We start from the raw sequence: 13,007 nt of genomic DNA, 5'->3' as shown, positions 1-13,007 counted from the left end.
GCCGTAGCCGCCGCCTGGCTTCAGCCGCTCAGAACCACTTGGGCGACGAGCGACGCGGAGGAAGCGGGGATGCCTCAGGGGCCTTCGCCGGAGCCTGCGCCGCCGCGGGACGGCCGCCACCCGAACCCCTGGAACCGCCCTGGCCACCCCGGCTGGAGTTGCCACCGGAGCCACCCGAGCCCTGCGCCGAGCGGCCACCCTCGGGACGGCCCTGCCCACGGCCTCCGCCGCCAGCGCCACCACGGCCCCCCCGGCGGCGGCGCGAAGCCCCCGCGGAGTGCCCGCCTCCACCACCGTTGCCCGCGGGACGCGGCGTGCCCTGGGGCCGCCCACCGTTGCCCGAAGGACGGGCCTCCGGCGCGGCGCCGGACGCATGACTCACGGGACGCGGCGCGGGCTGGCCCGAGCGGTACGGATGGTCCTCCACCACGGGCACGTTGCGGCGGATGGTGCGCTCGATGTCGCGCAGGTACGCGCGCTCCTCGGCGTCGCAGAAGGACACAGCGGTGCCACTGGCCCCCGCGCGGCCGGTGCGGCCAATGCGGTGCACGTACTGCTCCGGCACGTTGGGCAGGTCGTAGTTGACGACGTAGCTCAGCCCGTCGATGTCGATGCCGCGCGCGGCGATGTCCGTGGCCACGAGCACGCGGAGCGTCCCGGCGCGGAACTCGTCGAGCGCGCGCTCACGGGCATTCTGGCTCTTGTTGCCGTGGATGGCCGCCGAGCTGACGCCCGCGCCCTCCAACTGCTTCGCCACCCGGTTCGCGCCGTGCTTGGTGCGGGTGAAGACGAGCGCGCGGTGGATGTTGCCTTCCTTCAGCAGGTGCGTCAGCAGCCCGCGCTTCTGCTCGCGCTCCACGAAGTACACCTGCTGGCTCACCGTCTCCGCGGTGCTGGACGCCGGCGTCACCTCCACGCGGATGGGGTCCGTGAGGATGCTGCGCGCCAGGTCCACGATGTCCGGGGGCAGCGTGGCGCTGAAGAACAGCGTCTGCCGCTTGGGCGGCAGCGCCTTGATGACGCGCCGCACGTCGTGGATGAAGCCCATGTCGAGCATGCGGTCCGCCTCGTCGAGCACGAACACCTCGAGCGAGCGCAGCGACACGAAGCCCTGCTCCATCAGGTCGAGCAGGCGGCCCGGCGTGGCCACCAGCACATCCACGCCACTGCGCAGCGTCTGGACCTGCGGATTCTGGCCCACGCCTCCGAAGATGACGGCGTGACGCAGGGGAAGCCCCTTGCCGTAGGTCCCGAAGCTGTCGCCCACCTGACCCGCCAGTTCGCGCGTGGGCGTCAGGACCAGGCAGCGCACCGGGCGCGCACCGCCCGCGGGCGCCTTGGCGGACAGTCGCTGGAGGATGGGCAGCGCGAAGGCCGCCGTCTTGCCCGTGCCCGTCTGGGCCACGCCGAGCACATCGCGCCCGGCCAGCGCGTGGGGGATGGCCTTCTGCTGGATGGGCGTAGGGGTGGTGTAACCCTCCGCCTTGACGGCGCGCAGGAGGGTGTCGTGAAGCTGAAGTTCGTCGAAAGTCATGGGGTCCTGACGTTGAAGAGAGCCCGCCTCCTCCCCAGGGGAGGAAGCCCGCGCAGCGCGCCCAGTCGGACGTATGTCCGGGGCGCCTGGCGGTGCGCGGTCGGGCCCGGCCGGCCGAACCGCTTTGGGAACGGATGGAAACAGGGGGTCTCCCCTACCCATTCCGGAGAATCGGCGCGCGACCCTGCACTTTCCCGTCCCGGAAGTCCCGTGAAATCAACGGCTTGCTTTCCGGTTTTGTAGCCCCTGATGGACATTTGTACAGGGTCCAGATCCTTCCAAGTCGAAAGACCCGGAATGTCCTACAGGCCCCGGGAGCCACTCCTGGCTCCCGGGGCCGCCCTTGACCTCAGGCGCGGGCCTCCGCCGCGTAAGAGGCTTGGAGTGCCTCTGGCACCGGCTCGTACGCGCCCAGACGCATGCTGGCCTGGGCCCGGCCCTGGGTGCGGCCTCGCAGCCCGGTGACGTAGCCGAAGAGGCTGGCCATGGGCACCCGCGCGGAGACGAGCCGCACCACGCCGCGCGCCTCCATGCCCAGCACCCGCCCCCGCCGCGCCGCCAGGTCTCCCAACACCTCGCCGAGGTACTCCTCAGGCGTGGTGACCTCCACCTCCATCACCGGCTCCAACTGCTGCACGCCCGCCCTGTGCGCCGCCGCCTGGAGCGCCAGGGAGCCGGCCACGGCGAAGGCCTGGGGCGTGGAGTCACGCACGTGCGTGTCCCCATCCAAGAGCCGCACCTCCACGTCCACCAGCGGCACGCCGTCCCGCACGCCTCGGGCCATGGCCCCGGCCACGCCCTTCTCGATGGCGGGCACCAGCTCCTTGGGAATGGTGCCCCCGCGCGTGTCGTCCGTGAAGACGAGCCCCGCGCCACGCGGTGCCGGCCCCACGTCCAGCACCACGTACGCGTACTGTCCGGGCCCGCCCGACTGGCGGACGTGGCGGTACTCCTGCCGCACCTGACGCCGGAGCGTGTCGCGCCAGGCCACCTTGGGCTGGCCCACGCGGGCCTCCACGCCGTGCTCTGTCCTCAAGCGGTCCACCACCACCTCCAGGTGCAGCTCACCCATGCCGGACAGCAGCACCTGGCCGCTCTCCGGGTCCACGCCCACACGCAGCGACGGGTCCTCCGCCGCCAGCCGGTGCAGGCCGTCCTCCAGCTTCGTCAGCTCCGCGGGCGAGCGCGCCTCCACGGCGAGCTGCACCACGGGCTCCATGACGCCCAGCGACTCCAGCACCATGGGCTCTGCCGGGTCGCACAACGTGTCGCCCGTGCGCACGCCCTTCAGGCCCAGCGCCGCGCAGATGTCTCCCGCATGGACCTCCGCCACTTCTTCGCGGCGGTTGGCGTGCATGAACATCAAGCGCCCCACCCGCTCACGCCGCCCGGTGGCGGGGTTGAGCAGGACGGTGCCCGCGCGCAGCGTGCCCGAATAGACGCGGAGGAACACGATGCCGCCCACGGCCTTGTCGCTCATGAGCTTGAACGCCAGGGCGCCAGGCGGCCCCGAATCGGATATGGGCCGGGACACACGCTCCTCCTTGCCCGGGACAAAGCCCTCCACGGCGGGCATGTCCGACGGCGCGGGAAGGTAGTTGACGATGGCGTCCAGCAACATCTGCACTCCCTTCTTCTTGAAGGCCGACCCGCACAGCACCGGGACCAGCGTCCGCGCGAGGGTGCCCGAGCGCAGCGCGCGCTCCAGGTCCTCCGTGGTGATGTTCTCCAACCGCCCGTCCACGAACTTCTCCAGCACGGTGGCGTCCTCGTCCGCGCACGCCTCGATGAGCCGCAGCCGCTGCGCCTCCACCTCCGCGCGCACCGCCTCCGGCACGGCCTGGCCGTCGACGAAGCTTCCGTCCTCCCCGTCGAACATCACGGCCCGCATGCGCACCAGGTCCACCAGCCCGCGGAACTCCGAGCCCTCACCCAGGGGCCACTGCACGGCCACCGGCCGCGCGCCCAGCCGCGCCTGGATGGACGCGACGCTCATGGCGAAGTCCGCGCCCACCTTGTCCATCTTGTTGATGAAGGCGATGCGCGGCACGTTGTACCGGTCCGCCTGCCGCCACACCGCCTCCGACTGGGGCTCCACGCCCTGGCTCGCGTCGAAGACGGCGACCGCTCCGTCCAGGACGCGCAGCGAGCGCTCCACTTCGATGGTGAAGTCCACGTGCCCTGGGGTGTCCAGGACGTTGATGCGGTGGGGCACACCCGCGCCCATCCCCTGCCGGGGTTGCCAGAACGCGGTGGTGGCCGCGGAGGTGATGGTGATGCCGCGCTGCTTCTCCTGCGGCAGCCAGTCCATCTCCGTGGAGCCGTCGTGCACCTCTCCCACGGAGTGGATGCGACCGGTGAAGAAGAGGATGCGCTCGGTGAGCGTCGTCTTCCCCGCGTCGATGTGAGCCATGATGCCGATGTTGCGGTACCGCTCGATGCGTGTGTGGCGAGACATGAAGGACTCCCGTTCCCGTCGAGCAGCGAGGCCCGCGGGTTGAATTGAGGCGCCGGTTGAAATGAAGGGATGACGCCGCCACAGCCTCAGCGGCACGCACGCGCGACTCGCCGGAGGGGCACGTCAGGCCCGCTCAGGGACGCGTGAGGGCACACGAGGACGCGACAAGAGAGAGGGCGGAGCCGGGGCTCACGGCACACGGGAACCAGCCAACCCGCGCGCCGGAGACACCGGTCCGCCAACTCAAATGTCGAGCAGAACCTCGTGACGGGGGGTGAGGCACACGTCCGCCGCCGGCGCGAACGTGCGCGCACACAGCAGGGCGTTGAAGAAAACGGGCCTCATGATGCGTTTGAATTAAAGCACAGACGCCGTGTTGTCAATCCGGGCGCGGGTGCGAGCACGCGAGCCCGGAATGACAGACATGCGCGCCGTCAGGTGCTGAGCGCCCGCACGCGCGCCGCGAGGTTGTGCGTGAAGAGGCGGAAGATGCGCAGCGCCGCCGCGTCATGCGTGTCCAGGTAGTGCTGGAAACCCGCGCGGGTGACACGCAGCGCGCGGACCGCCGTGCGCGCGCGGACCTGGGCGGACACCGGGGCATCCTGCACCAGGGAGATTTCTCCCAGGTAGGCGCCAGGCCCCAGCGTGTTGAGACGGCGCGCATCCGTCTCCGGCCCGCTGAACACGTCCACCTCGCCCTCCAGGAGCACGAAGAGGCCGCTGCCCGGCGAGCCCTTCTCCAGCAGCACCGCGCCCGCCGGGATGAGCACCTGCCGCGCCACGCGGTACAGGTCCTTCATGTCCTCGAGCGATAGCTCTCCGAAGATGGGGATGGCCTTCAGGTAGTGGTAGCCATTGGACTCCGGCGCCGCCGCGTTCGAAGGCAGACGCGCGATGACGGCCTCGGCCTCCGCGTCCATGCCCAGGCGGCGCAGCAGCCGGGCCTTCTCCGCCGCCAGCGCCGGGTCTCCCCGTGCCGACTCCGTGCCGCGCACCGTGTCGGCCAGGAGCGCCAGCGCACGCCGCGTGAAGCCCTCGCCATCCAGCAGCTTGCACATGCGCAGCACGGACTCCAGGTGACGCGGGTCACCGGAGGGAACGCTCGCGAGCGCTTCCACCTCCGCGTGCGGCTGGCCCAACTCGCGGTAGAGCTGCGCCGCCTCGTACGGACGCCCCAGGCGCACCAGGCAGTGCGCCATGGCCTCACGCGCGCCCAGGCCGCGGTAGGCCTCCAGCGCGCGCTCCATGGCGCCGCCCCGCTCGAAGGCGGCCGCGGCGCGCTCCACCTCACCCGCGCGCAGGTACGCCTCCGCCGCGTCCACGTAACGCCCGCCCTGGACGTACAGCTCCGCCACCAGGGCCGCAGCGCCGCAGCCATCCAGCAGGCGCGCGGCGCCCGAGAAGTCGCGGGCCTGGCGCAGGACTTCCGCCAGACGCTGGCGCTCCGCCACCGCGGCCTGCGCGGCCTCCTTCTGGAGCCGCTCGCGCTGGGAGCTCCCCAACTCCTCGTAGAGCTGCGCAGCCACCTCGGGCGATGGCTGCGTGAGCAGCCCGTGGAACGCGCCCTCCCCCGGGACTGCTGCTCGGGGGCCTTCCAAACTCATCTCCGCCTCGGACCGCGACATCGCTCGCCTCCCCCATTCCGGGTCACCACGAACCTCCAGGCCGGTCCACGCCGACCCAGACTTCCCGGAAGACAAGGAAATCCTATAGCACGTCGGCGAGCGGAGTTCCTCGCCTCCGTCAGCGGACGGACACGAGCTCGGTGTCGAAGATGAGGACCGTGTACGGCGGAATCCGGCGGCCCGAGCCGGTGGCGCCGTACCCCAGGGACGACGGGATGATGAGGCGGCGACGGCTCCCCACGCGCATGCCGGCGATGCCTTCATCCCAGCCCTTGATGACCTCACCCACGCCCAAGGTGAAGCCGATGGCGGGCCCGTTGCCGGTGGCATCGAAGCTGCGGCCGTCCGGCAGGTAGCCCGTGTAGCGCACCTGCACGCGATTGCCCGCCTGGGCCTGCGCGCCATCCTCCACGGCGAAGGTGTCCCGGATGTAGAGCCCGCTTTCCAGCCGGGTCATCTCGGCCAGGTCCACATTGAGCGACTCCGCGTACGTCACCTTGGTCGGGTCTCCCGAGTCGGGGTTGACGCTTTCGTCGTCGCCACAGCCGAGCAGCGAGACAGCCAGGAGCATGGGAACCAGCAGGGAGCGGAGCATGACGACCTCGAAGGGGTGCGTGGACCGGGAATCGGCCTCGCGGGACGGCGAAGCCTGCCCCGGCGCGGCGGCGTGGAAAAGGGGCCAGGGGTGTGTCCATGCCGCCTTCCCGCCTGCCCCCCTGGAATCCTGGAGCGCGGCGGGAAGGCTTCCGTTATGCAGGATTCCCGATGCCACGCTGGGTCAGCCTGCTCCTCTTCTTCATTCCCGTGCTCACCGTACTGTCGGTGGGCCATGTCTATCTCTACCGTCGGCTCGTCCGTGACGTGACGAAGTGCAAGTGGCTGCGGCGCACCGCCCAGGGTCTGTTCGCCGTGGGCTTCGTCGGAGCCCTGAGCGCGCGGGCCATTGGCTCCGTGCTGCCCTCCGAGGGCGCCCGGCGCCTGGGCATCGTCTTCCTCCTGTGGATTGGCCTGGTCCTCTACCTGCTCATGTTCACCCTGGCGGTGGACATGGTACGGGCCCTGGCCGCGTGGCGTGAGCGCCGCAAGGCACGCGCGGAGACGACGACCCCCACCGCGCCCGCGTCGCCGGAGCGCCGGGCGTTGCTGGGCCAGGGGCTCGCGGTGGGCGCGGGGCTCGCAGGCGTGGCGGTGAGCTCCTACGGCGGCTGGCGCGCGTACCAGCCACCCGATGTGCGAGACATCCCCGTGCGGCTGCCCCACCTGCCGCGCGAGCTGGAAGGCCTCACGCTGGTGCAACTCACCGACATCCACATCGGAGGGGTGATTCAGCGCCGCTTCATGGATGAGTTGGTGTCCCGCACCAACGCACTCAAGCCGGACGTCATCGCCATCACCGGGGACCTGGTGGACGGCTCCGTGGATGCGCTGGGGGTCTTCGCCGCCAGCCTGGGGAAGCTGAGCGCGCGGTACGGCACCTGGTTCGTCACCGGCAACCACGACTATTACTCGGGCGCAGATTCGTGGGTCGCCTTCCTGGAGGGGCTGGGCATCCACGCGCTGCGCAACCGCTCCGTGTCCATTGGCGACGGCGCGGCCTCCTTCCAGTTGGCGGGCGTGGACGACTGGAGCGCGCACCGCTTGGGCGAGCGCGGCTATGACCTGGATGCGGCGCTGCGCGACGTGCGGCCCGACCGCGCCTCCGTGCTGCTGGCGCACCAGCCGTCCAACTTCGACGAGGTGGCCCGGCGCGGTGTGGGGCTCCAAGTCTCAGGGCACACACACGGCGGACAGATGTTCCCGGGCAACCTGATGGGCAACCTCATCTGGGGAGACCGCAACGCGGGCCTGAGCCGCACGGGCGACTCGCTCATCTACGTCAGCCGGGGTTGTGGCTTCGTGGGCCCACCCATGCGCGTGGGCGCGCCCCCGGAGATTGCCCGACTGGTGCTGCTGCCCGCGTAGCCCCCTCGGGCCGCGTCAGCCCAGCGACATGTCCAGCACCAACGCGAGCACGAAGCCCCACATGAGGCCCGTGGTGGCCTCGCGCTCGAAACCGCCGCGGTGGCTCTCCGGAATCATCTCGTGGCTGATGACATAGAGCATCGCCCCGCCCGCGAAGGCCAGTCCCCACGGCAGCAGCGCGGAGCTGAGTGACAGGGCCAGGAGGCCGAACAGCGCTCCGACCGGCTCCACCATGCCGGTGAGCAGCGCCAGGAACGCGGCGCGCGACGCGGACGCCCCCGTGGCCCGCAGCGCCAGCGCCACCACCAGACCTTCGGGAATGTTCTGCGCGCCGATGCCCAGCGCCACCGACAGACCCAGCTCCGGCTGCGGCGCGGCGAAAGACACGCCCACCGCCAAGCCTTCCGGGAAGTTGTGCAACGTCATGGCCAGCACGAACAGCAGCGCGCTGTTCCACTTCGTGCCGCCATGGCCCTCGTGGCCCTTGAGCGCGTGTTCGTGCGGCATCAGGTCGTGCCACACGCGAAGGAACAGGCCACCCAGCAACACACCCGCCGCCACACGCAGTGCCGCCGAAGGCCCGTCATGGCCCTGCCCTCTCACCAATTCCATCGCGGGGATGACCAGTGAGAAGGACGTGGCCGCCAGCATCACGCCCGCGCTGAAGCCCAACATCCGGTCCTGGGCCTTCCGGCTGAGCTCCGAGGTGACGAGCACGGGCAGCGCGCCCAGTCCCGTCGCCGTGCCCGCCAGCAGGCTTGCCACCAACCCCGCCCCCATGCCTTCGATGCTCCAATGGTCCACGCGTCCGAGGTGCCTCCGCGCCCAACACTAACGGCCTCGCTCTCCGGGGCAGGACGGGATGTCGCTGGCGTGCGTAACCCCGCGACTTTCCAGCGCTTTCCCCATCAAATCTTGAGAATCGCGACCGCCGGAAACACTTTCGCAGTTGGCCCGTAGATGAGCAGGGTGATGCGGAGCCAATCGGACGAAGAGCTCATGGTACGGTTTCGCGACGGAGCACAGGACGCCTTCGAGGACCTCTTCGCGCGGCACGCGCCGCGGGTCCAAGGCTTCCTGGCCCGGATGGTGCGCAATGGCGCGCTCGCGGAAGATCTGCTCCAGGCCACCTTCTTGTCCGTCATCCGCTCGCGGGGCCGCTACGAGCCCGGCACCCGTTTCACACCGTGGCTGATGACCATTGCCGCGAACGCCGCGCGCGACGCGCTGAGGCATCAGCGGCACGTGGACGCCTACACATCCCACGAGGACACCGCGACGCCCGCCCCCCAGGCGCCGGATGACAGCGACCCATCGCTGCGCAGGCACCTGCTGGACGCCTTGCAACAACTCCATCCGGACCACCGTGAAGCGGTGGTGCTCAGCAAGGTGGAGGGCTGGTCCTTCGAGGAGATTGGCGCGCTGCGGGGCATCAGCCCAGGCGCCGCGCGGCTGCGGGCGCACCGGGGCTACGAGAAGCTGCGCGAGTTGCTGGGCGAGTTGGAGCTGGAGGTGGCGCGATGAAGCCACCGATGGACCTGGACCAGCTTCTCACCCAGACGCCCGCGAAGGACAACGCCGCGCTGGAGCGCGTGCTCTCCGCGGCCCGGGGCGAACTGGCGCTTCGTCGTCCGGTGCGGCGCTGGCGCACGCAGGCCGTCTGGTTGATGGCGGCGTCGGCGGGAATGGGCCTGCTGGCGGCCGTAGTGATGCTCGCGGTGGGCGCGGTCACCGGCCCCCTGCTCCTGGCACGCGCGCCCCTGCTGGCCATGCTGGTGGGAACCAGCGCGGTGTGCGCCTGGGGCGCGCTGTCTCCCCAGGGCCGCTGGATGCGCCGGCTGGGCGTGGGGCTGGCGGTGGTCAGCGCGGCGGCCCTGGTGCTCGCCCGGGGCACGCCGCACAGTCCCCCATCGCTCCCGGGCTGGGTCTGCACCGTCAGTCACCTGGCCATTGGCGTGGTGCCGCTGGTGGTGGCGCTGTTCGCGCTGCGCGGGGCCTTCTTCCAGCCGCTGCGCGCCCTGGCGGCGGGCCTGTCGGTGGGTTCGACGGGCGCGCTGCTCGGAGAGCTCGCCTGTGAGCAGGACTGGCGGCACGTCCTCTCCCACCACCTGCTCGCATGGGTCGTCATCACCGTCGTGCTGGTGGTCATCTCGAAGTCGCTCAAGCCCCGTTCCTACGCGCCATGATCCAGGACCCCTCACTCATCATCTGTCATGACGTGGACGGCGCACCGGTGCGCATTGGCGCGAAGGTGAAGGTCGTGCCGCACTCCGAGGACGGCACCATCAGCCAGCGCTTCCTGGGCAAGACGGGAGTCGTCGTGGGGCTGGTGTTCGACGACCCGGCCACGCAGTACCCCGATGACCCGCTCATCCAGGTGCTCGTCGAAGGGCTGGGCGAAGACCTCTTCTTCCCGGAGGAGCTGGAACTGGCCCCGGAGTGGGCCCGCAACCGGATTGCCCAGCACCGTCAATCCGTGCGGGCCGGCGGCCGGAGTTCGCTGGAGCGAATGCCCTGACGTGGCGGGACCCGCGTCAGCGCGTACCCGACTGCGCTCGCGCGAACGCCACCGCCTGAGAAATCGCCTTGGAGCTGGGAAAGAGGCTCCGCGCCCGTTCCTCCACCTCCAGCGCCGCCTCCAGTTGTCCCTGCGCGCCCAGCGCGTGAATCCACCCCGCCCACGCTTCCTCCAGCAAGGCCATCGCGGCGCTGGCCGCGGAGGAGAAGGCGCGCTCCGCCTCATCGGGCGCCTGTCGCACCGAGGCGAGGAAGTGTCCCAGCGCTAGCAGGGGCTCCGGAGCCCCCGCGGAGACGTCCGACGCGGAGCGGAGCACCTGCTCGGCCTCGGACACCGCGGCCTCCGGGTCCGCCGCCTCGTGCCGGCCGGCCAGCAACGTGCGGCTCAACGACAGGAGATTGGGAACGAACGCGGGACAGCCATGCGCCAGCGCGCGGTACGCCTCGAGCCGGTGACCGCCCTCCAGCGGCTCCGCGTTCGCCAGCTTCCACTTCCTGCGCAGCTCCTGGGGGGACACGTGCTCGGACATGTCCGCACCCTACGCCTCCGCCGCGCCGGAGTGGGAGCCGGCAACGCGCCTCAGTAGGACGCGGTGACGCCCCAGTGCAGACTGGAGTACGTCTCCGCCGCCACGCCGCCCTCATCCCAGCCCAGCTTCGTGCCGGCGCCGGAGAACGTGTCCTGGAAGCGGGACAGGCGGAAGCGGACCGAGTAACCGAAGGGCCCCCAGATGTCGCCCCCGACGCCCAGCTCCGCCTCCCAGCCGAAGCTGGACACCGACGTGCCGTAGTCGCTGACCTCCGCGTCCAGCGCCGCGCTGCCGGCGCCCAGGCCCTTGCCCGGCTTCGGGCTCAGGAAGAACTGACCCGCGCCCTCCAGCCGGACCCAGCGCAGCAGCGGCACCGACACCTCCAACCCCACGGCGGGAAACAAGCGGTGCGTCCCGGTGAGCGGGATGTTGGAGGATGCGTCCACGTCGAAGGCGCGGGTGAGAAGGCCCGCGCGCAGCCCCGCATGGCCCAGCGACGCGTTCGCCTCCCCCATGCCGAAGAAGTAGCGGTACAGCGCCTGCGCGGTGAGCACCGAGTCGGTGGCCACCACCTCGCGCGTGGTCGACCGGCCGGCGTCACTCACCAGCGTCACGTTGGTGGAGGAATACCCACGCCGGTAGCCCAGCGACAGGCCCAGGCCGCGCAGCAGTGATTCGCAGTGCGCCAGCGGCAGCAACTCCAGCTCGGCGGCGATGCCGAGGTACGGCACCGACGACGCATAGCTCACCGTGTCCCCCAGGCGCTCGTTCGCCGGGAGCCGGTCATATTCGCCACAGGACTTCACGCCGGGCCGCGCGCAGTAGTTGCGCCACGTCGTCGTGCCCCCCAACGTCAGCCGCGCCAGGGGCGTGCGTGCCGGCGCGTCTCCCACCGTGCCGCCAGAGCCCGTATCCAGCGCCACCTCCAGGAAAGGGCCCAGCCGCCGCCGCGCATCTCCCTCCACCTCCAGCACCACGACGCTCGGCTTCGCCGGTCCCGAGGCCTTCTGCTTCGCCGCGGCGGCCAGGGCCTGCGGCGAGGCCAGCGCCATCACCAGGGCACACCACAGCCCCCAGCGAACCATCGAGTGTCGGGCGGTCGTCATTCCCCAGGGAGGTTCACCCACCCCATCGGGGAAGTCCAGGCTCGGCGGTTCTCCCGCCGCTCAGGCGTTGAGCGTCGCGGCGGGTCCCATCGCCGGCGCCGCGGGAGGCATGCGGGAGGAAACGGGCTCGGACGTGGGAGGCACCGACGTGTTCTCGTCATGGGCCGACAGGTGCTCGGCGCGGCCGATGCCCAGGAAGTCCCGGCGGTAGATGCGGACCATGGCCATGAAGATGGAGGCGATGAGCGGCCCCACCAGCAGGCCCATCATCCCGAACACGGCCAGCCCGCCGAACATGGACAGGAAGACGAGCAGCGGGTGCAGCGCCATGCGCGAGCCACACAACCGGGGCCGGATGACGTTGTCGATGCTGCCCACCAGGAAGGCGCCCCAGGCCAGGAGGAACACGCCCTCGCTCACCTGGTTGGCGGCGATGAGCACCACGCCAATGGGCCCCCACACCAGGGCCGTGCCGCCCACGGGCACCAGCGCCACCAGCACCATGGCCGCGCCCCACACGCCGGCGTGCGGCACCCCCGCGATGAGCAGCCCGATGAAGCCCACGGCGCCCTGGATGAGCGCGGTGACGGTGTTGCCATAGATGATGGCGTAGGCGACGTCGGTGAACTCGCGCGCGAAGGCCTCGAAGTAGCGCCTGTCCAGCGGGATGAGCCGCATGACCTCGGCCACCAGCCGGCGCCCGTCGAGGAAGAAGTAGTACATGGCCACGGACATCAGGAACAGGTTGATGACCAGGTCCGTGCCCGCCGCCGCCACGTCGCGCAGCAACGACGCGCCGCCCGTCATCGCGGCCAGGAGCGCCCGCTCCGTCTCCGCACTGTCCACGTCCAGCCGGAGATAGCGCTCCAAGCCCAGCGGCAGGCTGGCGAGGAACGGGTGACGCTGGTGTTGCTCCTCCAGCAGGACCTGCGCCTGGCCCACGAGCTGGAACACCTCGCGCGCCACCATCCACCCGACCAGCGCCAGCGGCGCCAGGATGAGGACGAACACAGTGACGGTGGACACCCCGGCGCTGAGAGACTTGCGGCCCCCCAGCTTCTGGCACAGGGAGTCCTGCACCGGCATGAACAGCACCACCAGGAAGCCGCCCAGCAACACCGGCATCAGGAACGGCAGCAGAATCCTGGAGAAGAGAATCAGCGCCAGGGCAAAAAGCCCGGCGAATACAAAATTGGACCACCGCCTCGAATCAGCCACCGCCCCACCCCACCTGTCTCTTATACACCTCTGACGCTGCCGACGATCTTACGCGTG

12 protein-coding genes are annotated in these 13,007 nt (G+C 70.7%); 4 read left to right on the top strand and 8 right to left on the bottom strand.

What is annotated here, in order from left to right:
* Positions 1-28 precede the first annotated feature (28 nt).
* The 4 genes from F8M74_RS26570 to F8M74_RS26555 all read right to left on the bottom strand — a co-directional run bounded on the left by F8M74_RS26570 (position 29) and on the right by F8M74_RS26555 (position 6,212).
* Positions 29-1,534: a DEAD/DEAH box helicase gene (locus tag F8M74_RS26570; RefSeq protein ID WP_141255128.1), complete on the bottom strand. Its 1,506-nt coding sequence runs from the start codon at positions 1,532-1,534 to the stop codon at positions 29-31.
* Between the two features lie 349 nt (positions 1,535-1,883).
* The gene (fusA, locus tag F8M74_RS26565; protein ID WP_141255129.1) at positions 1,884-3,992 is read right to left on the bottom strand and encodes an elongation factor G; all 2,109 of its coding nucleotides are present in this window, start codon (positions 3,990-3,992) and stop codon (positions 1,884-1,886) included.
* Between the two features lie 434 nt (positions 3,993-4,426).
* Entirely contained in the window at positions 4,427-5,617 is a 1,191-nt protein-coding gene (locus F8M74_RS26560) for a cyclic nucleotide-binding domain-containing protein (RefSeq protein ID WP_141255130.1), read from the bottom strand.
* 118 nt (positions 5,618-5,735) lie between these two features.
* Complete coding sequence (locus F8M74_RS26555) at positions 5,736-6,212, bottom strand: FKBP-type peptidyl-prolyl cis-trans isomerase (RefSeq protein WP_216620174.1); 477 nt, start codon at positions 6,210-6,212, stop codon at positions 5,736-5,738.
* Between the two features lie 170 nt (positions 6,213-6,382).
* Here F8M74_RS26555 and F8M74_RS26550 point away from each other — a divergent pair, with 170 nt between their 5' ends.
* Entirely contained in the window at positions 6,383-7,579 is a 1,197-nt protein-coding gene (locus F8M74_RS26550) for a metallophosphoesterase (protein WP_141255132.1), read from the top strand.
* 15 nt (positions 7,580-7,594) lie between these two features.
* Here the strand turns inward: F8M74_RS26550 and F8M74_RS26545 are convergent, their stop codons facing one another.
* On the bottom strand, positions 7,595-8,359 hold the full coding sequence (locus tag F8M74_RS26545; RefSeq protein ID WP_171410305.1) for a ZIP family metal transporter: 765 nt from the start codon (positions 8,357-8,359) through the stop codon (positions 7,595-7,597).
* A gap of 192 nt (positions 8,360-8,551) precedes the next feature.
* Here F8M74_RS26545 and F8M74_RS26540 point away from each other — a divergent pair, with 192 nt between their 5' ends.
* The 3 genes from F8M74_RS26540 to F8M74_RS26530 are packed head-to-tail and all read left to right on the top strand — an operon-like array spanning position 8,552 to position 10,097.
* Positions 8,552-9,103, top strand: a complete 552-nt coding sequence (locus F8M74_RS26540) for an RNA polymerase sigma factor (RefSeq protein WP_141255134.1) — start codon at positions 8,552-8,554, stop codon at positions 9,101-9,103.
* A complete protein-coding gene (locus F8M74_RS26535) occupies positions 9,100-9,765 on the top strand; it encodes a DUF1109 family protein (RefSeq protein WP_141255135.1) in 666 nt (221 codons plus the stop codon). Before F8M74_RS26540 ends, F8M74_RS26535 begins: the two co-directional genes overlap by 4 nt.
* Positions 9,762-10,097, top strand: a complete 336-nt coding sequence (locus F8M74_RS26530; protein ID WP_141255136.1) for a Carotenogenesis protein CarS — start codon at positions 9,762-9,764, stop codon at positions 10,095-10,097. Before F8M74_RS26535 ends, F8M74_RS26530 begins: the two co-directional genes overlap by 4 nt.
* Before the next feature lie 16 nt (positions 10,098-10,113).
* Here F8M74_RS26530 and F8M74_RS26525 read toward each other — a convergent pair whose 3' ends face one another.
* Genes F8M74_RS26525 through F8M74_RS26515 form a run of 3 tightly spaced genes read right to left on the bottom strand, consistent with a single transcriptional unit; the run spans position 10,114 to position 12,950 of the window.
* On the bottom strand, positions 10,114-10,626 hold the full coding sequence (locus F8M74_RS26525) for a hypothetical protein (protein ID WP_141255137.1): 513 nt from the start codon (positions 10,624-10,626) through the stop codon (positions 10,114-10,116).
* Between the two features lie 50 nt (positions 10,627-10,676).
* On the bottom strand, positions 10,677-11,732 hold the full coding sequence (locus F8M74_RS26520; protein ID WP_216620176.1) for a hypothetical protein: 1,056 nt from the start codon (positions 11,730-11,732) through the stop codon (positions 10,677-10,679).
* Positions 11,733-11,792: 60 nt separating this feature from the next.
* Positions 11,793-12,950: an AI-2E family transporter gene (locus F8M74_RS26515; protein ID WP_141255139.1), complete on the bottom strand. Its 1,158-nt coding sequence runs from the start codon at positions 12,948-12,950 to the stop codon at positions 11,793-11,795.
* Between the last annotated feature and the right edge of the window lie 57 nt (positions 12,951-13,007).

The sequence above is a fragment of the Myxococcus sp. CA023 genome (assembly GCF_010998615.1).
GTDB lineage: Bacteria > Myxococcota > Myxococcia > Myxococcales > Myxococcaceae > Myxococcus.
The sequence above is the reverse complement of the archived record's forward strand: the minus strand, read 5'-3'. Positions and strand labels throughout refer to the sequence as shown.